This window comes from Serratia sp. L9, assembly GCF_050632285.1.
Lineage (GTDB): Bacteria > Pseudomonadota > Gammaproteobacteria > Enterobacterales > Enterobacteriaceae > Chania.
The window spans coordinates 2,919,392-2,942,488 of the sequence record NZ_CP192591.1 but is presented as its reverse complement, the minus strand read 5'-3'; the positions used below and the strand labels follow the sequence as shown (position 1 = coordinate 2,942,488).

16 protein-coding genes and 3 pseudogenes are annotated in these 23,097 nt (G+C 53.9%); 2 read left to right on the top strand and 17 right to left on the bottom strand.

Features of this window, described 5'->3' with window-relative positions; genetic code table 11:
• Window positions 1-59: 59 nt before the first annotated feature.
• The 14 genes and pseudogenes from nuoN to lrhA form a co-directional block, all read right to left on the bottom strand.
• Window positions 60-1,515, bottom strand: a pseudogene (nuoN, locus tag ACQ86O_RS13900) (NADH-quinone oxidoreductase subunit NuoN).
• A gap of 6 nt (window positions 1,516-1,521) precedes the next feature.
• Window positions 1,522-3,051 carry an NADH-quinone oxidoreductase subunit M gene (nuoM, locus tag ACQ86O_RS13895; RefSeq protein WP_431221610.1) on the bottom strand — a complete coding sequence of 510 codons (1,530 nt, stop codon included), beginning with the start codon at window positions 3,049-3,051 and terminating at the stop codon, window positions 1,522-1,524.
• A gap of 339 nt (window positions 3,052-3,390) precedes the next feature.
• On the bottom strand, window positions 3,391-5,238 hold the full coding sequence (nuoL, locus tag ACQ86O_RS13890; RefSeq protein WP_431221609.1) for an NADH-quinone oxidoreductase subunit L: 1,848 nt from the start codon (window positions 5,236-5,238) through the stop codon (window positions 3,391-3,393).
• Window positions 5,235-5,537: an NADH-quinone oxidoreductase subunit NuoK gene (gene nuoK / locus ACQ86O_RS13885; RefSeq protein WP_004936014.1), complete on the bottom strand. Its 303-nt coding sequence runs from the start codon at window positions 5,535-5,537 to the stop codon at window positions 5,235-5,237. The genes nuoL and nuoK overlap by 4 nt, the downstream gene beginning before the upstream one ends.
• On the bottom strand, window positions 5,534-6,094 hold the full coding sequence (gene nuoJ, locus ACQ86O_RS13880) for an NADH-quinone oxidoreductase subunit J (protein WP_431221608.1): 561 nt from the start codon (window positions 6,092-6,094) through the stop codon (window positions 5,534-5,536). Before nuoJ ends, nuoK begins: the two co-directional genes overlap by 4 nt.
• 13 nt (window positions 6,095-6,107) lie before the next feature.
• Window positions 6,108-6,650, bottom strand: coding sequence for an NADH-quinone oxidoreductase subunit NuoI (gene nuoI / locus ACQ86O_RS13875; RefSeq protein ID WP_021178518.1), 543 nt, complete (start codon window positions 6,648-6,650; stop codon window positions 6,108-6,110).
• A 14-nt stretch (window positions 6,651-6,664) separates the two neighbouring features.
• Window positions 6,665-7,642, bottom strand: a complete 978-nt coding sequence (nuoH, locus tag ACQ86O_RS13870; RefSeq protein WP_431225729.1) for an NADH-quinone oxidoreductase subunit NuoH — start codon at window positions 7,640-7,642, stop codon at window positions 6,665-6,667.
• Complete coding sequence (gene nuoG, locus ACQ86O_RS13865; RefSeq protein WP_431221607.1) at window positions 7,642-10,374, bottom strand: NADH-quinone oxidoreductase subunit NuoG; 2,733 nt, start codon at window positions 10,372-10,374, stop codon at window positions 7,642-7,644. The genes nuoH and nuoG overlap by 1 nt, the downstream gene beginning before the upstream one ends.
• A 99-nt stretch (window positions 10,375-10,473) precedes the next feature.
• Window positions 10,474-11,825 (bottom strand): annotated as a pseudogene (nuoF, locus tag ACQ86O_RS13860) (NADH-quinone oxidoreductase subunit NuoF).
• The gene (nuoE, locus tag ACQ86O_RS13855; RefSeq protein WP_431221606.1) at window positions 11,822-12,373 is read right to left on the bottom strand and encodes an NADH-quinone oxidoreductase subunit NuoE; all 552 of its coding nucleotides are present in this window, start codon (window positions 12,371-12,373) and stop codon (window positions 11,822-11,824) included. The pseudogene nuoF and the gene nuoE overlap by 4 nt, the downstream one beginning before the upstream one ends.
• 2 nt (window positions 12,374-12,375) lie before the next feature.
• The gene (gene nuoC, locus ACQ86O_RS13850; protein WP_431221605.1) at window positions 12,376-14,181 is read right to left on the bottom strand and encodes an NADH-quinone oxidoreductase subunit C/D; all 1,806 of its coding nucleotides are present in this window, start codon (window positions 14,179-14,181) and stop codon (window positions 12,376-12,378) included.
• 96 nt (window positions 14,182-14,277) lie between these two features.
• On the bottom strand, window positions 14,278-14,952 hold the full coding sequence (locus ACQ86O_RS13845; protein WP_431221604.1) for a NuoB/complex I 20 kDa subunit family protein: 675 nt from the start codon (window positions 14,950-14,952) through the stop codon (window positions 14,278-14,280).
• 15 nt (window positions 14,953-14,967) lie between these two features.
• Window positions 14,968-15,408, bottom strand: coding sequence for an NADH-quinone oxidoreductase subunit A (locus ACQ86O_RS13840; RefSeq protein WP_431221603.1), 441 nt, complete (start codon window positions 15,406-15,408; stop codon window positions 14,968-14,970).
• Between the two features lie 706 nt (window positions 15,409-16,114).
• The gene (gene lrhA / locus ACQ86O_RS13835) at window positions 16,115-17,053 is read right to left on the bottom strand and encodes a transcriptional regulator LrhA (protein ID WP_431221602.1); all 939 of its coding nucleotides are present in this window, start codon (window positions 17,051-17,053) and stop codon (window positions 16,115-16,117) included.
• An 848-nt stretch (window positions 17,054-17,901) separates the two neighbouring features.
• On the opposite strand from lrhA, the gene ACQ86O_RS13830 reads away from it, so the two are divergent.
• Window positions 17,902-19,116 carry a pyridoxal phosphate-dependent aminotransferase gene (locus ACQ86O_RS13830; protein ID WP_431221601.1) on the top strand — a complete coding sequence of 405 codons (1,215 nt, stop codon included), beginning with the start codon at window positions 17,902-17,904 and terminating at the stop codon, window positions 19,114-19,116.
• A gap of 114 nt (window positions 19,117-19,230) precedes the next feature.
• The gene (gene yfbR / locus ACQ86O_RS13825) at window positions 19,231-19,830 is read left to right on the top strand and encodes a 5'-deoxynucleotidase (protein WP_431221600.1); all 600 of its coding nucleotides are present in this window, start codon (window positions 19,231-19,233) and stop codon (window positions 19,828-19,830) included.
• A gap of 24 nt (window positions 19,831-19,854) precedes the next feature.
• On the opposite strand, the gene ACQ86O_RS13820 is transcribed toward yfbR, so the two are convergent.
• The 3 genes and pseudogenes from ACQ86O_RS13820 to ACQ86O_RS13810 all read right to left on the bottom strand — a co-directional run bounded on the left by ACQ86O_RS13820 (window position 19,855) and on the right by ACQ86O_RS13810 (window position 22,988).
• Window positions 19,855-21,687: an SLC13 family permease gene (locus tag ACQ86O_RS13820; protein ID WP_431221599.1), complete on the bottom strand. Its 1,833-nt coding sequence runs from the start codon at window positions 21,685-21,687 to the stop codon at window positions 19,855-19,857.
• A 96-nt stretch (window positions 21,688-21,783) separates the two neighbouring features.
• Window positions 21,784-22,439: pseudogene (locus tag ACQ86O_RS13815) on the bottom strand (sugar phosphatase).
• 54 nt (window positions 22,440-22,493) lie between these two features.
• The gene (locus ACQ86O_RS13810; RefSeq protein WP_024911412.1) at window positions 22,494-22,988 is read right to left on the bottom strand and encodes a YfbU family protein; all 495 of its coding nucleotides are present in this window, start codon (window positions 22,986-22,988) and stop codon (window positions 22,494-22,496) included.
• Between the last annotated feature and the right edge of the window lie 109 nt (window positions 22,989-23,097).

The following is a 23,097-nucleotide window of genomic DNA, read 5'->3' as shown; positions in this document are numbered from 1 at the left end:
ACAATGAAGAAAGGCCGCCGGATGGCGACCTTTCTTGGTCTGGCTAGCAGGTTTGCCAATCAGAACATCGGTTGTGCCATCTGCACCAGCGTAATCAGCGGCTGCGGGTAGATACCCAGGAACAGCACCAACGCGGCGGAAATCAGCACTACCACCCCCTGCGGTCAACGCCCAGTTGTTTGGCGTATCACGAGCCAGGGTTTCCGGCGCACTGAGGAACAGACTGACGGTCACGCGCAGGTAATAGTACAAACCAATCGCACTACCGACCACTACCGCACCGGTCAGCCACCACAGGTGAGCACTGACGCCCATAGCAATGACGAAGAACTTACCGATAAAGCCCAGGGTCATCGGAATACCGGCCAATGACAGCATCATCACCGTCATTACCGCCGACAGGATTGGCTTGTGCCAGAACAGACCACGGTAGGAGAACAGTGAATCCGCATCCGGGCCACGGTAAGGACTGGACATCAGACTGACCACACCGAAGGCACCCAGGCTGCTGAACAGGTAACCGGCCAGATACACACCGGCTGTTTCCAGCGAAAGCTGGTGGGTTTGCACCGCAATCAGCGCGACCAGCAGATAGCCCAGGTGAGCGATCGAAGAATAACCCAGCAGACGCTTAAGGTTGGTCTGGCTGATCGCCATCAGGTTACCAAACAGGATTGAGCAGAAGGCGATGATCGACAGCACCATACGCAGTGCTTCGCTATCGGCGGCCGGTGCGTACAGGAACAGACGCATGACTACCGCGAAAATCGCAATCTTGCTGGCCGTGGCCAGGAAGGTTGAGACCGGCGCTGGCGCCCCCTGATAGACATCCGGCGTCCACAGCTGGAAAGGTACCAGCGAGAGCTTGAAGCCCAGACCGACGATCATCATGCCCATGCCGGCCAGGATCAGCGGCTGATGCACCATTTGCTCCTGCAGGCTCTTGCCAAGGCCGGCCAGTGACAGGTCACCGGATTCGGCATACAGCAGCGCCATACCAAACAGCAGGAAGCTCGAGGCAGCCGCAGACAGCACCATGTACTTGATCGCGGCTTCCAGCGAACGCTTCTGCCGGTAGGCATAGCCAACCAGACCAAACAGCGGCAGCGAGATCAGTTCAATACCGAGGAACAGCGAAGCCAGGTGATTGGCGCTCGCCAGCAGAATGCCACCCAAGGCGGCAATCAGCACCAGCAGGTAGAACTCTTCGCGGTTATCCGGGTAACCCACCAGCCACGGGTAGGCAAAGGTACAGGTTGCCAGACTGGCCAGCAGCACCAACCCGGTATAGAACATTGAATAACCGTCAACCCGCATCATCGGGGTGACATCCATTGGGCCTGCCTGGCCAACAAAATACAGCGAAAGCAGCGCCAGGTTTAGACCAATCACTGTCAGGGTGGCGTTGATAAAGTGGTCGCGTCGCCACGCAATGCACAGCATCACAACCACCACCGTCAATCCGACGATCAACAGCGGTAGCAGTGCGATCAGTTGTTGAGGAGTTATTGTCATGGCGAATTACGGCCTTGTTGTTAAAATTGCTGAAACTGACGGACCAAACCAGTGTTGCACGTTGCTCATTGCCGCACTTGAGGTATCGAGGATCGGCTGAGGATAAACCCCCAGCAACACCAGCAGCACCACCAGCAGCAGAACGATAAACAATTCACGTGCGGTCATGCCCGGCAACGGTTGATCAGATTTTGGTGCGCCGTAATAGGCACGCTGCATCATGATCAACGAGTAAACCGAAGCAAACACCAGACCGAAGGTAGAAATTACGGTGATCACCGGCACCACCTGGAAGCTGCCGAACAGGATCATGAATTCACCGACAAAGTTACCGGTACCCGGCATCCCCAGCGTTGCCACGGCAAAGAACAGCGACAGCGCCGGAATGAATTTGATCCGGCCCCACAGGCCGCCCATCTGGCGCATATCACGGGTGTGCAAGCGCTCGTACAGCTGGCCACAGATAATGAACATACCGGCTGCAGACAGACCGTGTGCAATCATCTGGATCACCGCCCCCTGGTAAGCCAGTTGGCTACCGGTGTAGATGGCAATCAGCACGAAGCCCATGTGTGAAACCGAGGTATAGGCAATCAGACGCTTGATGTCGGTTTGCGCGAACGCCATCCAGGCACCGTAGAAGATACCCACCACGCCCAGCCACATGGCAATAGGGGCGAACTCGGCAGAAGCGTTCGGGAACAGCGGCAGGCTGAAACGCAGCAGGCCGTAGGCCGCCGTTTTCAGCAAAATCCCTGCCAGGTCAACAGAACCCGCCGTGGGTGCCTGGCTGTGTGCATCTGGCAACCAGCCGTGCAATGGCACCACCGGCATTTTCACCGCGAAAGCAATGAAGAAGCCCAGCATCAGCAGATACTCGACGTTATGCGACATCGGGGTTTTCAGCAGGTCTTCATAGTTGAAGGTCCACACGCCGGTTGCGTTGTAATGCACAAACACCAGACCGAGGATGGCAATCAGCATCACCAGACCACTGGCCTGGGTGTAGATGAAGAACTTGGTTGCTGCGGTGATACGGGTTTTACCATCCGACGCCTTGTGACCCCATAGAGCGATCAGGAAGTACATCGGCACCAACATCATTTCCCAGAAGAAGAAGAACAGGAACATGTCGATGGAGAGGAACACCCCGATAACGCCGCCGAGGATCCACAGCAGGTTCAGGTGGAAGAAGCCCTGATATTTCTGGATTTCATTCCAGGAACAGAGGATCGCCAACACGCCCAACAGGCCGGTCAGTACCACCATCAGCAGCGACAGGCCATCCAGCGCCAGGTGAATATTGATACCAAAGCGTGGGATCCAGGGCAGCAGGAACTCAGACTGCCACTGCGGAATGCCCACAGGCTTGATCAATGAATAGCCGCCCTGCAACCAAAGTTGCAAAGAGAGGACTAATGTCAGCCCCATTGCGATCAATGCGATCCAGCGCGGCGCCTTAGTACCGAAACGCTCACACTGCCAGCACAGCAGACCGCCGATAAAGGGGAGAAGAATTAGCCAAGGTAATAGCATGGCGTTTTGTGTCCCTTATTCTACCGTTGTCTTTCACGCTGTGGCGTCGTTGGCTGCGTTCGCTCATCCCGGTCACTGACTTCAGTAAGCTCCCGGGGATTCACGCACTTGCCGCCTAGCCACAACACGAAATTCATACGGTATAAAACATTCTGCATAGCACCGAGTTAACGGACACTACGCCCGATAATTGCGTCTGTTTAAATTAGTTATATATCCTCAATAATTGGAGTTGCATCAAGGCGGCAAGTCTGTAAGTCCCCAGGAACATAGATAACTATGTGACTGGGGCTACAGGCGCAGCCAACAAAGAGGCAGCCTCAAGTATGACGGGTATATTTAAACCAAAATCAACAGAGCCAATACGACCACTGCACCCACACCCATAGACGCGATATACCAGCGAATCTGACCGTTCTCGCTCACCGTCAGGCCACGGTTCCCCCAGCGGGAGAACAGCGCAGGCAGGTTCATCAGCGAGTTCAGCGGATCGCTCTGCAGCAGCTTGGCTACAGCCAGGTATGGCTTGACGAACACTTTGTCATACAGCCAATCGAAGCCCCAGGCATGGAACCACCAGGTCGAGAAGAAACGACCCGGAGCGCTGTTCGCGATACTGTTCACCAGGCTGCGCTTGCCCAGCCACAGTGCTGCAGCCAGCAGAATACCAACGATAGCCACCACGCCAGAGGCGATTTCCAACGTCAGTACGCTGCCATGCGCCAGTTCGGTAGTTTCCGGCAGCACACCTTTCAGCGGCGGAACAATCATCGCGCCGATAAAGGTAGACAGCACCATCAGAACCAGCAGCGGCAGGTGGTGAGTGATGCCTTTTCCGGCATGTGCTTTGATTTTCTCTTCGCCGTGGAACACGATGAAGATCATGCGGAAGGTATACAGTGAGGTCATAAATGCGCCAATCAGGCCGGCAATCATCAGATTGATATGCCCGTTCGCCATCGCACCCGCCAGGATCTCGTCCTTACTGAAGAAGCCTGCGGTAACGATAGGCAATGCAGACAGCGCCGCGCCGCCCACCAGGAAGCACACATAAACCAGTGGAATGCTCTTGCGCAGACCGCCCATCTTGAAGATGTTCTGTTCATGATGGCAAGCCAGGATCACCGAACCGGAAGACAGGAACAGCAACGCCTTGAAGAACGCATGGGTCATCAGGTGGAAGATGGCCGCATCCCATGCCTGTACGCCCAGCGCCAGGAACATGTAACCAATCTGGCTCATGGTTGAATAGGCAAGCACGCGTTTGATGTCAGTCTGCACCAGCGCGGCAAAGCCCGCCAGCAGCAGCGTTACGCCACCCACGATACCCACCAGGTTCAGCACTTCCGGCGCCATCAGGAACAGGCCATGCGTACGGGCAATCAGGTAAACACCAGCGGTGACCATGGTTGCCGCGTGGATCAGTGCAGATACCGGAGTTGGGCCCGCCATCGCATCCGCCAACCAGGTTTGCAATGGCAACTGCGCAGATTTACCGACTGCGCCACCCAGTAACATCAGGGTTGCCCAGGTAATTGCCGTGTCACCCACAGCCAGTTGCTGCGGTGCCAGCACCATCAGTTCACGGATGTTCAGTGTACCCAGTTCGTGATACAGGATGAACAGCGCAATCGCCAGGAACACGTCACCCACGCGGGTTACGATGAAGGCTTTCATTGCCGCTGCGCCGTTGGCCGGATCTTTATAGTAGAAGCCGATCAACAGGTAGCTGCACAGGCCCACGCCTTCCCAACCCAGGTACATCAGCAGCAGGTTGTCTGCCAGCACCAGGATCACCATGCTGGCGATAAACAGGTTGGTATAAGCGAAGAAGCGTGAATAGCCCTCTTCACCGCGCATATACCAGGAAGCGAACATGTGGATAAAGAAGCCGACGCCGGTCACTACCGAAAGCATGGTCAGTGACAAGCCATCCAACACCAGGGTTACCCCGACGTTGAAGTTGCCAACGGTCATCCAGTTCCACAGGCTTTGCTCAAACAGCTGGACGCCAGCGGCTTGTTGACCAAGAAAATCGATCGCCACATACACCGTGACCAGTGCCGCCAGGCCAATAGACCCTACGCCAACGGTCGCTGCGGTGTTTTCAGACCAGCGGCCACGGGAAAATGCCAGCAGCAGGAACCCGATCAGCGGTAGCAGAATTGTTAAATATAATAGGTTCATCCGCGCATCTCACTGACAGTATCAATATTCAGGGTATGACGACGACGGTAGAGCTGCAGCAGCAACGCCAGGCCAATGCTGGCCTCGGCAGCCGCCAAGCTGATCGCCAGAATATACATAACCTGCCCATCTGCCTGGCCCCAATAGCTTCCCGCCACGATAAACGCCAAGGCTGCGGCGTTGATCATCACTTCGAGGCTTATCAGCATAAACAGCAGGTTACGACGAACCAGCAACCCGGTCAGCCCCAGAACGAACAGGATCGCCGCCAGGATCAGCCCATGTTGAAGAGGGATCATGCTTGCTCCTCCGATTTTCTTTTCGCCATTTCACTGCCCGCCGAAGTGCTGCTCAGCACCTCGCCCGGTTTGTGCTCACGGCCAACGTGGAAGGCAACGACCAGGCCTGCCAACAGCAGCATTGAAGCCAGCTCAACCGCCAGAACGTAAGGGCCGAACAGGCTTATCCCCACGGCTTTGGCATCTACCATCTCACCGCTGATGCCCTGATCGGACACACTGCGGATAGCCACAATCAGCACCACCAGCAGAATCAGTGACAGCAGGCCAGGGCCAATCCAGACGGAAGGCTTCAACCAGTCATGTTCCTGCTGCTGTACCGCGTTGCCGAGGTTCAGCATCATTACCACGAACACGAACAGCACCATGATGGCACCGGCGTAGACGATAATTTCCAGCGCACCTGCAAAGTAGGCGCCCAGGGAGAAAAAGACTGCCGAGATCGCCAATAAAGACACGATCAGATACAGCAGCGCATGCACAGGGTTGGTATGCGAAATGACGCGAATTGTCGCGACAATTGCAATCAAACCTGCCAGATAAAAGGCAATTTCCATGCTTGCTGGCTCCTTAAGGCAACAGACCTTTGACGTCGATCGGTTTGGCTTCATTTTCGGCTTCGCCTTTAGCTTTGCCGTCAATTGCCATACCGGCCATCCGGTAGAAGTTATATTCCGGATATTTACCCGGCCCCGAGATCAACAGATCTTCTTTTTCGTACACCAGATCCTGGCGCTTGAACTCACCCATTTCGAAATCCGGCGTCAGTTGGATCGCGGTGGTCGGGCAAGCCTCTTCACACAGGCCGCAGAAGATGCAGCGTGAGAAGTTGATACGGAAAAACTCTGGATACCAGCGGCCATCTTTCTGCTCTGCTTTCTGCAAAGAGATACAGCCAACCGGGCAGGCAACCGCACACAGGTTACAGGCTACGCAACGCTCTTCCCCATCCGGATCGCGCGTCAGTACGATGCGGCCACGGTAGCGCGGTGGCAGGTAAACCGGCTCTTCCGGATACATTTGGGTTTCGCGTTTGGCGAAGGCATGCAGGCCTATCATCCAGAGGCTGCGCACCTGGGTGCCGAAACCAACCACTAACTCTTTCAATGTCATGGTTCATTCACCCCTTATTGAGCGTTGTACAAAATGACCGCGGCAGTTGCCAGCAGGTTCAGCAGCGTCAACGGCAGGCAAATTTTCCAACCGAAGGACATCACCTGGTCATAACGCGGACGCGGCAACGAAGCACGGATCAGAATGAACATCACCATGAAGAAGGCCGTTTTCAGTGCGAACCAGATGAATGGCGGCAGGAACGGACCCTGCCAACCGCCGAAGAACAACGTCACAATCAGGGCGGACACGGTGACGATACCGATGTATTCCCCCACGAAGAACAGACCGAACTTCATGCCGGAGTATTCAATGTGGTAACCGTCCGCCAGTTCCTGCTCGGCTTCCGGTTGGTCAAATGGATGGCGGTGACACACCGCGACCCCGGCAATCGCAAAGGTCAGGAAACCAAAGAATTGCGGAATGATGTTCCACATATGCGCCTGTGACTCCACGATGGTCTGCATGTTGAACGAATCGGCTTGCGCCACTACGCCCAGCATCGACAGCCCCAGGAACACTTCGTAGCTCAGGGTTTGCGCAGAAGCACGCATCGCCCCCAACAGCGAGTATTTGTTGTTGCTTGACCAACCGGCAAACAGCACGGCATACACTGCCAGGCCAGCCATCATCAGGAAGAACAGAATACCGATGTTGAGATCCGCCACCGCCCAGGTCGGGCTGACCGGCACGATGGCAAAAGCCAGCAGCAAGGAGCTGAAGGCGATCATCGGCGCCAGCGTGAAGATCATCCGGTCAGAGAAGGTTGGCACCCAGTCTTCTTTGAAGAACATTTTGATCATGTCGGCAACCAACTGCAGCGAACCGCCCCAGCCGACACGGTTTGGCCCGTATCGGTTCTGGAACAGACCCAGCAGACGGCGCTCGCCGAAGCTCATGAAGGCCCCACAGGTGACAACCACCAACAGGATCACCACCGCTTTCAGAATGGCGATCAGGATGTCGATCACCTCAGGCGTAAACCAGCTCATCATGCCGCCTCCCGCAGATTTTCAACCTTCGCACCCACCAGTATCGGCGGGATCCCTGGCAAACCGAGCGGCAAACCAACCTGGCCTGGGCTCAGGGTTTCACTCAGGCGTACCGGCAAACGCAACGTCTGGCCAGCACAGCTGAACTCCACCAAAGCACCGGCATTCACGCCAAGCTGCGCAGCGTCTGCGGTGTTGATCATCACATAGGCTTGCGGCATACGCTGCTGGATCACATCCGAGCGCTGTGACATTTCGTCACTGCCAAACAGGTGATAATAAGGCGCGACACGCCAGCCTTCCGCTTTGAATGGTGCTGGGACACGGGTGAAGTAGCCGAGGTTACCCTCCCCTGCCTCGATCAGGCGGATGCCCGGATCGCCGTGGCGCAGTTTGCCACCCACCTCAGCCTGGAACTTGTTCCATGCCTGTGGTGAGTTCCAACCTGGAGCCCAGGCAAATGGGATCTGCTGACGATCGGCCAGCGGGCTGTTGTTCCCTTCCATCGAGAAGGCGAACATGGTGTCTTTATCCTGCGGCTGACGCGGTTCATGTACGCTGATATCAGCGCGCATGGCGGTACGGCCACTGTAACGGTGTGGGGAACGTGCCAGTTTCTGGCCACGGATACGGAAGGTTGCATCCGGTGCGGCTTCGACGATCCCTTGCAGTTGCGGCAACGCGGCCACACAGGCGGCAATCACGTGGTCAAGCTGGGTCCAGTCAACGTGGCGGCTGGTGTAGGTGGAGTGCAGCGAATGCATCCAACGCCAGCTTTCCAGCATCACGCTGTGGATATTTTTGCTGGCGTCATCGTAGTAGGCCGGGTCATACACCTGGAAGAAGCGCTGTGCGCGGCCTTCCTGGTTGACCAACGTACCGTCGCTCTCTGCAAAACTGGCCGCAGACAGGATCAGGTTGGCTTTATCCATGATGGCGGTGTGCTGATGGTCGGCTACGATCAGGTTACTGACCTTGGCCAACGCCGCATCCACCTGCGCCGCTGGCGCGTGGCGGTAGAGATCGTTCTCCATCACGATGGCGGTATCGGCGCTGCCGTTTTCCAACTGCATCAGAGCGTCATCAAGAGAACCACCGCCGATCATCGACAGGCCGATGCTGTTGGCAGCGGCAGCGACAAAGGTGATACCGACGTTGGAACCACGGGCCTTCAGCGCCTTGGCGATATTGGCGGCAGCTTCAATAATCGCATCGCTACCCGCATTGCTGCCGGTGACGATCAGGGGTTTCTGCGCACCGGCCAGAGCCTGCACGATCACGTCAATCTTCTTGTTCAGGCCTTCAGCCAGATCGTTTACCGCCGGCGCTGACTCATCCAGTGCATGGGCAATGGCGAAGCCTAAACGGGCTTGCTCATCAACCGGCGCACGGTAGTTCCACGCAGCGATATCATCCAGACGGGTGTTATCCACGTTAGTGACGAACAGCGGGTGTTTGGCATGCTGACCAATGTTCTGCACCGCCGCAATCTGCCAGTCGGCAACGCGTTGTGCCGCAGCCATGGCGCGTGCCTTACCTTTCACTGCCTGGCGAACCGACAGCGCGATACGTGCACCGGTCTGGGTCAGATCCTCACCTAATACCAGTACCGCGTCGTAGCTTTCGATTTCACGCAGATTCGGGGTATACACGCCACTGTTTTTCAGCACGTTCAACATCAGTTCCAGGCGTTGCTGTTCAGCCTGATTGATGCCGGTATAGAAGTTCTCTGCCCCCACCAGTTCACGCAATGCAAAATTGCTTTCCAGGCTGGCACGTGGCGAACCGATACCGATGGTTTTCTTCGCCTGGCGCAGAATATCTGCCGCGCCCTGCATTGCCTGTTCGGCGTTCAGGGTGATCCAGTCGTTGCCACGCAGCTGTTGCGGCTGGCGAGGGCGATCTTTCTGGTTCACATAACCATAACCAAAGCGGCCACGGTCACACAGGAAATAATGGTTCACACTGCCGTTATAGCGGTTTTCGATGCGGCGCAGTTCGCCATAACGTTCACCGGGGCTGGTGTTACAGCCAACGCTGCATTGCTGGCAGATGCTCGGGGCAAACTGCATATCCCACTTACGGTTGTAGCGCTCGGAGTGAGTTTTATCGGTGAATACGCCGGTTGGGCACACTTCTACCAGGTTACCGGAGAACTCGCTTTCCAGCGTGCCACTTTCCGGACGGCCGAAGTAGACGTTGTCATGCGCGCCGTAAACACCAAAATCGGTGCCATCCGCATAGTCTTTGTAATAGCGCACACAGCGATAGCAGGCGATACAGCGGTTCATCTCGTGTGAGATAAACGGCCCCAGTTCCTGGTTATTGTGAGTACGCTTGCTGAAACGGTATTTACGGAAGCTGTGGCCGGTCATTACTGTCATATCCTGCAGGTGACAGTTACCGCCTTCTTCGCATACCGGGCAGTCGTGCGGATGGTTGGTCATCAACCATTCAACTACGCTCTCACGGAACTGTTTGGCTTCTGCATCATCAATGGAAATAAAGGTTCCATCGGATGCTGGTGTCATACAAGACATCACCAAACGGCCACGCGTATCGTCCGCGTTTTGGTATTGCTTTACCGCACATTGGCGGCAAGCGCCGACGCTTCCAAGCGCCGGATGCCAGCAAAAGTAAGGAATATCGAGCCCGAGGGAGAGACACGCCTGCAACAGGTTGTCGGCTCCATCTACGTCGTATTCTTTGCCGTCTACATGAATCGTAGCCATAGTCAGCATGCTTCCAAGTGGCCTGCCCATAAGGCAGGCGTTAATCAAAAATTCTGGCCGTGTTTCGGGGCGCGCTCACCGCGCCCAGGCAAAGCGGAATTACCAGCGTTGCTTCAACAAGTTGTTTGGCTGAATGCCGCCAATCGCCTGGAGATTACCCAGATATTGAGGGGCAATACCGGCTTCAAACTCTTCACGGAAATATTTAATCGCGCTTTGCAGTGGCTCTACGGCACCTGGCGCATGGGCGCAGAAGGTTTTCCCAGGGCCAAGGGAACGGCATAGCTGCTCGAGGGTTTCAATATCCCCTGGCTGGCCTTCACCTTTTTCCAGAGCACGCAGGATCTTCACGCTCCACGGTAGACCGTCGCGGCACGGAGTACACCAGCCGCAGGACTCACGGGCAAAGAATTCTTCCAGGTTACGCACCAGAGGAACCATGCCGATTTCGTGATCCACCGCCATCGCCAGCGCGGTGCCCAAACGGCTACCGGCTTTACCGATGTGCTCAAAGTCCATTGGCAAGTCCAGGTGATCGGCGGTCAGGAAGTCTGTCCCCGCGCCCCCGGCTGCCAAGCTTTGAACCGTAGACCATCGCGCATACCACCAGCGTAATCTTCCAGAATTTCGCGTGCGGTGGTGCCAAACGGCAACTCCCAAAGGCCTGGATTCTTCACCCGGCCAGAGAAGCCCATCAGTTTGGTACCGGCGTCGTTACTTTTACCGGCGGAGATCCCTTTGTACCAATCCACACCATGCTCAAGGATGGCAGGCACGTTGCACAGGGTTTCCACGTTGTTTACGCAGGTCGGCTTGCCCCAGGCACCCGCAGATGCCGGGAACGGGGGTTTGGAACGCGGGTTGGCACGGCGGCCTTCCAGCGAGTTGATCAGTGCCGTTTCTTCACCGCAGATATAACGGCCTGCGCCGGTGTGCACGATCAGCTCGAAATCGAAGCCACTGCCCAGGATATTTTTACCCAGCAGACCCGCTTCGGTGGCTTCTGCGATCGCGCGGCGCAGGTTCACTGCTGCCTCGACATATTCGCCACGCAGGAAGATGTAACCACGGTAGGCTTTCAATGCAAATGCCGAGATCAGCATGCCTTCCACCAACAGGTGCGGCAGTTGCTCCATCAGCAGACGGTCTTTATAAGTGCCCGGCTCCATTTCATCGGCGTTACACAGCAGGTAACGAATGTTCATGGATTCATCTTTCGGCATCAGGCTCCACTTCAGACCGGTGGAGAAACCTGCCCCACCACGGCCCTTCAGCCCGGCATCTTTCACCAGGTTGACAATTTCGTCGCAGGCCATGCTCTTAAGCGCTTTTTCTGCTCCCTGATACCCGTTTTTACTGCGGTATTCATCCAGCCATACCGGCTGTTTGTCGTCGCGCAGGCGCCAGGTCAGCGGGTGCATTTCGGCAGTACGTTTGATATCCATCATCATTTATACCGCTCCAACAGTTCGACCGCGTTTTCTGGAGTCAGGTGAGCATGAGTATCATCATCGATCATCATGTTCGGGCCTTTGTCGCAGTTACCCAGGCAGCAGGTCGGCAGCAGAGTAAAACGGCCATCAAAGGTGGTTTGACCCGGTTTGATGTTGAGTTTCTTCTCTAATGCGGCCTGAATCCCCTGATAGCCGTTGATATGACAAACAACGCTGTCACAATAACGGATCACGTGGCGTCCTACTGGCTGGCGGAAAATCTGGCTGTAGAACGTGGCCACGCCTTCTACGTCGCTGGCAGGAATGCCCAGCACTTCTGCGATGGCATAAATCGCCCCATCCGGCACCCAACCACGCTGCTTCTGCACAATTTTCAGTGCTTCGATGGACGCGGCGCGGGGATCCTCGTAATGATGCTTTTCGTGCTCGATCGCATCACGTTCTTCGGCGCTCAGCACAAATGCATCAGCGCCGCTCTGAGGAGCGGCTGCATTGGTAGGCTCAAGCGCAGCGTTGACTGCGTGATTATCGTTATGAGAGTGCATAGTTAGCGGTCCACATCTGACATTACAAAATCGATACTACCCAGATAGACGATCAGGTCGGAGACCAGGCTGCCACGGATCACCGCTGGGATTTGCTGCAGGTGAGCATAGCTTGGCGTACGTATCCTGGTGCGATAGCTCATGGTGCTGCCGTCGCTGGTCAGGTAGTAGCTGTTGATCCCTTTGGTGGCTTCAACCATCTGGAATGATTCGTTGGCTGGCATCACCGGACCCCAGGAAACCTGCAGGAAGTGGGTGATCAGCGTTTCAATATGCTGCAATGTGCGCTCTTTCGGCGGCGGCGTGGTCAGCGGGTGATCGGCCTTGAACGGGCCTTCCGGCATGTTGTTCAGGCACTGCTCAAGAATGCGCAGGCTCTGGCGCAACTCTTCCACTTTCAACATCACGCGCGTGTAGCAATCGCTGTTGCCATCGCCAACCGGCACTTCAAAATCAAAGTTTTCGTAGCCGGAGTACGGACGCCATTTGCGCACGTCAAACTCGACGCCAGTGGCACGCAGGCCAGCCCCGGTCACGCCCCATTCCAACGCTTCTTTCGCGTTGTAGGAAGCTACGCCAACCGAACGGCCCTTCAGAATGGCGTTTTGCAGAGCGGCTTTCACATAGGAATCGAGGCGCTTTGGCATCCAGTCCAGGAAATCACGCAGCAGACGATCCCAGCCACGCGGCAGATCGTGCGCTACGCCACCAATACGGAACCAGGCCGGGTGCATACGGAAACCGGTAATCGCTTCCACCAGATCGTAAACTTTCTGACGATCGGTAAAGGCGAAGAACACCGGGGTCATCGCGCCCACGTCCTGGATAAAAGTACTGATGTACAGCAGATGGCTGTTGATGCGGAACAGTTCGGAGAGCATCACGCGGATGGTGTTGACACGATCCGGCACCACGATCCCGGCCAATTTTTCAACCGCCAGAACGTAAGGCATTTCGTTGACACAGCCACCGAGGTATTCGATACGGTCGGTGTACGGGATGAAACTGTGCCAGGATTGGCGTTCGCCCATTTTCTCGGCACCGCGGTGGTGGTAACCCACGTCCGGCACACAATCGACGATCTCTTCACCGTCCAACTGCAAAATGATACGGAATGCACCGTGCGAAGACGGGTGGTTAGGGCCGAGGTTAAGGAACATAAAGTCCTCATTCTCGGTACCACGCTTCATGCCCCACTCTTCCGGCTTGAACTTCAGCGACTCCATCTCCAGATCTTCTTTCTGTTTGGTCAACACAAAGGGATCGAATTCGGTGGCACGGGCCGGGTAGTCTTTACGCAGCGGGTGCCCTTCCCAGCTCTGCGGCATCATGATGCGCGTCAGATGCGGGTGGCCGTCGAAGGTAATACCGAACATTTCCCAGGTTTCACGCTCATACCAGTTAGCATTCGGGAACACTCTGGTTGCTGTGGGCACGTGCAGGTCTTTTTCAGACAGCGCCACTTTCAGCATGATGTCACGGTTACGTTCGACGGAGATCAGATGGTAGAAAACAGAGAAATCCGCAGCAGGCAGGCCCTGGCGGTGGGTGCGAAGACGCTCGTCCACGCCATGCAAATCGAACAGCATGACGTAAGGCTTCGGCTGTTTTCTCAAAAACGTCATTACTTCAAGTAACTGGTCAGGTTTAACCCATACCACGGGCATTCCGGTACGGGTGGGCTGAACAGTAAAGGCTTCCGGCCCAAAACGGTTACGCAGTTCGCCGATCACCGGGTCATCGAGATGATCCCTGGTTTCCCATACAGGCCGGGCAGGCTGGGCGTCGTGCGTCGTTAAATCTGTCATAATTTTTTTCACCACACTAAAGGGTTATTTCGCCGCAAGTTCAACTTTTCGCTGTGTTAACCAATAGCGCACCAAGATGGACGTTAAATGAACGTCTTAAATTTCGTCCGGCGTCCGCAGGTTGGTTACCGCTATACGCTCACCATGCTTACGCTCTTTTTCGGACTGCATATTGGCGCGGTAAACGCCCTGATCGCCGACAACCCAAGACAGCGGGCGGCGTTCTTTACCGATAGATTCCTGCAGTAACAGTAAGGCCTGCATGTAAGCTTCCGGGCGCGGTGGGCAGCCTGGGATGTATACATCGACCGGCAGGAACTTATCCACACCCTGCACTACCGAGTAAATATCGTACATGCCGCCGGAGTTGGCGCAGGCGCCCATTGAGATAACCCATTTAGGTTCCAGCATCTGCTCGTACAGGCGCTGAATAACCGGAGCCATCTTGGTGAAGCAGGTACCTGCAACCACCATAAAGTCCGCCTGGCGTGGGGATGCACGTAACACTTCAGCACCAAAACGCGCCACGTCGTGAACGGCGGTAAACGAGGTCACCATTTCCACATAACAGCACGAAAGGCCAAAGTTATAGGGCCAAAGAGAGTTCTTACGCCCCCAGTTCACCATGTCATGCAAAGCATGTTCGAGTTTACCCATGTAAACCGTACGGTGAACCTGCTGCTCAAGGGGATCGCCAACGATCTCCTGTTTTTGCAGGGGATAACGGTCATTCTCACCGTTCGGGTCTATGCGGGTGAGCGTATAGTCCATCTTAATGCCTCGCTGTTACTGCGGATGACTGTTGCTAGCGTTCTTGATTGTGCCTGGTTTGCTCAGGCGCTTGGAGCGCACCGGAGTCCAATCCAATGCGCCGATACGCACCAGATAAACCAGCCCAGCCAATAACACCAAAATGAAAATGGCGGCTTCGATAAAGCCTACCCAGCCGCTCTCACGAATGGAGACTGACCAGGCAAATAGGTATAAGGCTTCAACATCGAAAATAACGAAGAACATGGCGACCAGGTAGAACTTGGCGGAAAGACGCATGCGCGCCGAACCAACCGAGTCAATCCCGGATTCGTATGGGGTGTTTTTAGCACGGGCCCGGGCTCTCCCGCCCAAGAAGAACGCACCCAGCAGCATAAAGCCGCAAAGCCCGATAGCCATGACAAGAAATACGGCGAACGCCCAGTGATGAGCGATAACTTCAGTGGTTGTTGACATACTCTATGCTTACTCATCAAAAGTGGCGTCGATCGCTCTGCTCTTGTAACTGGCAGTTAGTGCACCACATCGATTTAAGGGAAGGATAAATAACCACACAAACAGACTGCTTTTACAGAGAGTTAGGCAGCGTTTTACTGTGGGCTTTTTACTCCTTTCTATAACCTTTTGTCAACTTTGACAAAAGTATCTACACATTAGTTTACATACCAGTCGTTTGATTAACATTTGATGCGCCAGCTTAGGCTAAATCGTGTCAGTCAATTGCCGTGTAGAAACAAATAGATATAAAGCAACTTATCTCTTTCGTTTTCACTATACCATTCTCTCAGGATTTCCCCGTGGTTCCACTCACTACCTAGGGGTATTTTTTTGATCCAGGACACGTTTTCGGCAGAAAACCTCAAAAAAAGTGTGGCAGTTTAATAATTTTTGTCAATTTCAAGCGATAAAAAGCCGCGATAAACTACCAAAATAACCTCATCAACTCCAGGCCTTTACTCGTTGTTATTATTGTATAAAAAACAGACAAATCTATTTTTCACCCCTCGGCAGATTCCTTGCGGGTAATTAATAGTTAAATAAATAACACTTTCGTATAATTATTTATCCCAACGCCGCATAATGGCAACTCTACTCTCTTTCAGATAAAAAAACCCCCGCCGAGGCAGAGGTTTTCATTAACCAGCAAACCAGAAAAGGGAGGTTACTCGTCCCCCTCCTCCGCCAGGCAGGAATCATCACCTATAGCGGCTGACTCTCCATTGAAATGGTAAGTCTCGTTGCCATTTTGCACGGCACCGAAAATCGCCATTGCCAGTTCGTTCTCGCATTTCATGTCTTTACACAGCGCATACTGAGTATCTGGCAGGTAGGGTAACCCTTCCGCCGCCCCCAGCACCCGCAGTTCCGGGCTCATCATTTCGATAGGCCGCGCGGTAACGCCCAAACCAGCTCTGCACGCTGCCCGCACCGCAGACAACGTTGAAGCGACATAGGCAATACGCCACGGGATCCCGGCAGCATCCAGATGTTTTATCGCCATGGCACGGAATGGGCTAGGCTCGTCCAACACCACCAGAGGGATCGGTTCCCCTGGCTGGAAGTGATAATCCGCAGCGCAGTACCACAGCGTTGGGGATGTGCGCAGAACAATGTGTGGATGCCCTTCGGTATCCACGGTGGTAATCGCCAGATCCACCTCACCGTTCTTCAGCATGTCGATCATGAACGGGCTACGTTTCACCCGAACATCAATTGCCAGCTTGGGATAAACCGACGTGACACGATTGAGAAGAAAAGGAAGGATGGTATCAGCAGTATCATCAGAAGCGCCGATAGTCAGGACACCTTTGATATTGTTGTACATCAATGAGGTACAGGCTTCATCATTAAAGCGCAGGATTTTCCTGGCGTAGCCGAGAAGCTGAATACCGTGTTCGGTTAATAATTTATTGCGCCCATGGCGGGCAAACAACTCTTTGCCAACCAATTGCTCTAACCGCTGCATTTGTTGACTGACCGCGGATTGCGTACGGCAAACGGCAACAGCCGCCGCCGCAAACGTATTCAAATCCGCAACAGCAACAAAAGTTCGTAGCAGATCGAGGTCGAGATTAAGTATCGGACGATTTGCACTTGTCATAGTGTTTTCTTCACTTTTTAAATTCTAATTTACAAACTACCCTGGTGTATTTCTAAGACGTCGCTAAAAAGGGCGAGCGTCACGCATGACAGTAACCCACTCATTAGAGGAGGGCAAAAAAATTACTTATAATTCGTTATCTCTATCGCCTTTTATCCGCGATCTATCGCAGCAGCTTATTGATACAAACAAAAGTTATGACGAAAAGTGCTTATGCGCAAAGGGATCGATAGCCCAAAACATTCATCCCTGGCAGCTTCCTTAGGGCGCACATGGGAAAAACCGCATATGCCCCATGATTTCATTACCAGTTTTTGTGAAAAATATTAGTTACCTGGGATGTATCAATAGATTGATTTATTAGCAATATTAATAAATTCAAGCAGTAAGATTTTTCATTACTATATAAAATCCTTCCCCACTTAAAAAATATTTAAGTTAATTACTGAAGCAGCTCTAATGCAATAACCCCCTCATCTCAATTGTGGTATTGCTGACGATCTTCCTCCACTAGATTATTCTGATAGGTATATTTACTTACAATTATTTATCATAACTTATACATTTGCCGCCAAAAACCGACTCACAGCGTGCCGGACCGGTAAGAAATTTTTACATTGTCTGCGCTTTCTTATGAACTAAAAAACTTATTTTAGGATTAAATTCAGTTTTTTAATCCATTAAATAACAAAAAAAGAAATATTACTTCACGCAAACCCCATGACTCCGAACGTTTGCATCAAAGCCGTGCATAACCCTTCAAAAACAGGGCCTCCAGGAGTACATTGGAGGTATTGTGGTGCTCCATGGTAGGAGCCCCCCTATCTAAGCAAAAGGCTCAACTTTCTATGTCCCCCATTGAGAAATCCAGCAAACTGGACAACGTCTGCTATGACATTCGCGGCCCGGTACTCAAAGAAGCTAAACGTCTTGAAGAAGAAGGCAATAAAGTCCTCAAACTGAATATCGGCAACCCCGCTCCCTTCGGCTTTGATGCTCCTGATGAAATCCTGGTCGATGTGATCCGCAATCTTCCTACCGCACAGGGCTATTGCGACTCAAAAGGGCTTTTCTCGGCGCGTAAAGCAATTATGCAGCACTATCAGGCACGTAATATGCGTGATGTGACGGTTGAAGATATCTACATTGGGAATGGCGTTTCCGAACTGATTGTACAATCCATGCAGGCGTTGCTTAACATCGGTGACGAGATGCTGGTGCCAGCCCCTGATTATCCGCTGTGGACAGCGGCAGTCTCACTCTCCAGCGGCAAAGCGGTGCACTATATCTGTGACGAAGAGTCTGGCTGGTTCCCGGATTTGGACGACATCCGCAGCAAGATCACCCCTCGTACCCGTGGCATTGTGATTATCAACCCCAATAACCCAACCGGCGCGGTTTACAGCAAGGAACTGCTGGAACAGATCGTAGAGATCGCCCGCCAGCATGACCTGATCATTTTTGCCGATGAGATCTACGACAAGATCCTGTACGACGACGCAGAGCATCACTCCATCGCTGCGCTGGCGCCAGACCTGCTGACCGTAACCTTTAACGGTTTGTCCAAGACCTATCGCGTTGCTGGCTTCCGCCAGGGTTGGATGGTGCTCAACGGGCCGAAGAAGCATGCCAAAGGGTATATTGAAGGTTTGGAAATGCTGGCATCCATGCGGTTGTGCGCCAACGTGCCGATGCAGCATGCGATCCAGACAGCGCTTGGGGGCTATCAGAGCATCAGTGAATTTATTCAGCCTGGTGGCCGCCTGTATGAACAGCGCGATCGCACCTGGGAGTTGCTCAACGAGATCCCGGGCGTTTCCTGCGTGAAACCTCAAGGTGCGCTGTATATGTTCCCGCGCATCGACGCCAAACGCTTTAATATCCGCGATGACCAGAAGCTGGTGCTGGATCTGTTGTTACAGGAAAAAGTTCTGTTGGTACAGGGCAGTGCCTTCAACTGGCCTTATCCGGACCACGTACGTATCGTCACTCTGCCAAGAGTCGACGAGTTAGAAATGGCGGTTGGCAAACTGGGCCGTTTCCTCGAAACCTACCACCAGTAATATTGACGGGCGCGGCTCAATTCGCCGCTGCGCCCTCATCGCACAACCTGGTTTGTAAAAACCGCCATCACGACTCACAATAGCTGCCTCACTTGCCGTTGTAGAGAGAGCACCATGAGCCAGAGTCACTTCTTTGCCCACCTGTCCCGTCTGAAACTGATCAGCCGCTGGCCGTTGATGCGCAATGTGCGTACCGAAAACGTTTCCGAACACAGCCTGCAGGTCGCTTTTGTCGCCCATGCGCTGGCGGTGATCAAAAACCGCAAGTTCAATGGCAACCTGAATGCCGAACGCGTAGCGCTGCTGGCGATGTACCACGATGTCAGCGAAGTACTGACCGGGGATATGCCCACACCCATCAAGTATTACAACCCGCAGATCGCCCACGAATACAAGAAAATCGAGAAGATCGCCCAACAGAAATTATTGGAAATGATCCCGAAAGAGCTGCAAAACGATTTTCGCCCGATCCTCGATGAACACTATTACAGTGAAAACGAAAAGCTGATTGTTAAACAGGCAGATGCGCTGTGCGCCTACCTGAAATGTCTTGAGGAGCTGTCTGCAGGCAATAATGAGTTCAAGCTGGCCAAAGCGCGCCTGGAGAAAACGCTGCAGCTGCGCCACAGCCCGGAAATGGACTATTTTATGGACGTGTTTATCCCGAGCTTCAGCCTGTCGCTGGATGAGATCAGCATCGACTCTCCGCTGTAATCATTTTAGGCCCGCATTCCGGGCCTAAAACGCATACAACCAGGGCACCATGATCACGCTGACAATCATGACCAGAATGGTGAATGGCACCCCTATTCTGACAAAATCGCCAAACTTGTAGTTCCCCGGCCCCAAGACCAGAGTATTCACCGGCGATGATACCGGGGTCATAAAGGCCGCAGAGGCGGCAATGGCGATAATCATGGCAAACGGGTAAGGCGACACCCCCATTTTATGCGCGGCGGCAATCGCAATTGGCGCCATTAATACCGCGGTCGCCGTGTTGGAAATAAACAACCCGATGGTGGCACACAGCACAAACAGGCAAACCAGCATAACGCGAGGCCCGGCGTCACCGGCAACACCCATCAGGCCCTGTACGATCAAATCCACACCACCGGTTTTCTGCAACGCCTGGGCAAACGGCATCATACCGACGATCAAAATAATGCTCGGCCAATGGATAGCCTTATAGGCACTCTCCATATCAATACAGCGGAATCGCCCCATCAGCAGACAGGCAATCAATGCGGCAATCGGATTGGGGATTTCATCGGTCAGCATCATCGCCACCATCAGCGCCAGGCAGAACAGAGCGTGAGGGGCCTGAGTGCTTGCCGGTGCCACTTCATCCACTTCGGCTGGCAGATTCAGTACAATGAAGTCATGAGTTTTAGCCTGCAACTGGCGGATGGCTTTCCAGTCACCAATCACCAGCAGGATATCCCCCAGCCCAAGCGGCTCATCCACCAGCTTGCCGGACAGGGTCTCACCGTTACGGCGAATACCGACCAGGTTGATATCATAACGGCTGCGGAAACCGGCATCACGCACGCTTTTCCCCAGCAGCGCAGACTCAGGAATTAACGAAACCTCGGCCATCCCGACGTTACGGGACTGTTCAGAGAAATATTCGCCGCGCAGCACCATCGGCTCCAGCAATTGCTCGCTGCAGAACTGGCGCAAATCGACACCGCTATCCGACATATCAATCAGCAACACATCCCCTTCCCGCAGTTCCGTACTGCCAAAGGCGCTGATCATGACCCGGCGAAAACGTTTCCAACGTTCAATGCCGATGACGTTAGCACTGTAACGGGTACGCAGATGCAGTTCATCCAACGAACGGCCAATCATCGGCGAACCGCTGCGCACGGCCAAACGACGAGCACGGCCGGTTAACTTATAATCACGGATCAAATCACGGAAGGTCCGGCGTTGCCACTCGGTTTTGGTTTTAGTGCTATTGCTGTCTCCCAACCAGCGACGCGCAATCAACATGTACCCGACGCCCAACAGCAACACCACCAGGCCGACTGGCGTAACGCCAAAGAAGCCAAAACCAGCGATACCCTCACGCACCAGCTCGCTGTTGACTACCATATTCGGGGGCGTGGCTACCAAGGTCATCATGCCGCTGATAAGCCCAGCGAAGCTCAACGGCATCATCAACCGCCCCGGGGAGATTTTCATCCGCACCGCAACGCTGAGCACCACGGGGATAAATATGGCTACCACACCGGTCGAGCTCATAAAAGCACCCAGCCCGGCGACGGTAAACATCAGCAGCGCCAGCATCTTGATCTCACTGCTACCCGCCACCTTCACCAGCCAGTCCCCCACCTGATAGGCCACGCCGGTACGCACCAGACCTTCGCCGATCACAAACAGGGCGGCGATCAGGATCACGTTAGGATCGCTAAAACCGACCGTTGCTTCCTGCAGGCTCAACGTCCCGCTGAGCACAAACGCAATGATGACCAACAACGCCACCACATCCATGCGCAACTTGTTGGTAGTAAACAGCACTATGGCTATCAGCAGTAAAATCAGAACCCAAAGTAATTCGCTGTTCAAGACGGCCTCGTCCGGCAGTGATCCAGGCCTTAAAAACTACCATAAAAAAACCCCGCAGATGCGGGGTCTAATCAATTTGGGGGAAGAAATTGCAGATTAAGCAATCAGTTCGATGCGTGCACCCTGCTCGGTCCTGATAATTCTGATCTGCTCCAACGAAGAAAGGATCAGATCGACCTGGTCCAGTTTCGGCGTATCTGCTGGTGCATTGACCGCGATTACCTGGCAGCCTGCCGCCAGCCCAGAGAGGATACCAGCGGGAGCATCTTCAACTACGACGCATTCCTGTGGAGCCAGGCCAAGACGCTCAGCGCCCAGCAGATAAGCATCGGGTTGTGGTTTACCTTTTTGACCAGTTCACAGGTAATAAACACCTCAGGATGAGGCAAGCCACCGGCAATACGGCGTGCGCTGGCTACCGGGACCGAGCCTGAAGTCACTATCGCCCAGGGAATAGCCAACTCATTGAGCTTCTCCAGCAAAGCCTGAGCGCCAGGGAGCGCGATAACACCTTCGGTATCCTGCGACTCGACCTGCTCCAGCAGCTCAAATTCGTGCTGGAGTTCCGCCTCGCTGGCATTTGGCATAAAATGACGCAACGAGGTTATCGCCTGTTTCCCATGGATAAAACCCAGCACCTCCTGCGAATCGATACCGTGACGCCCGGCCCATTGAGTCCAGGCGCGTTCCACTACCGGCAATGAATCCACTAACGTTCCATCAAGATCGAACAGAAAACCCTTACAATCCACGGTAAACCTCTTACGTTAATCCCTGCTGCCAGGCAGCATGAAGCCGAGGGGCTATCAGGCATTGATAATTTGCGCAATTTCCACGGCGCTCAAATGGTACTGACGTGGGCAAGACAGCCAGATCGCCAACATGCGCTGGTACTTTTCCCACATTTTGGTTTGGGCATTGAAACCGTGGCTGCCGGAATCGAAATGAGTATACCGCCCTTCGGTACTTACCAGGAAACGGACATAGCTCAGGTAACGCGCTTCGGTCGCGGCATCAAAACCAAGGAATGCCAGACGGCGTGCATCCAGCCCTTGGCGATCCTTGAGATTTTCCCAAGACACCTGCAGTGCATGGTGCATTTCCATGATGTTGATAATGGTGCGGCACACCTCTTCACTCATTTCACCAAAATCCCGATCCAGTTCACGCATCTGCAAACCAAAACCGCGCTCGATAATAGTTTGCAGACGACGATAGCGCTCGGCATTATCCGGATCGAGCATGGTCATCATCTTGTATTGATTCGACAAAATCAAACGTTGGGCGTTAGTCATTTCCATTTCATATTCCTCAGTTCTGCAAATTGACGAGAGCATCGCATACTGAATTATGGCGTGGAATCACAACTAGACCTTTCTTTGATTTGAACCGGGGTTTAACCCGTTGCCT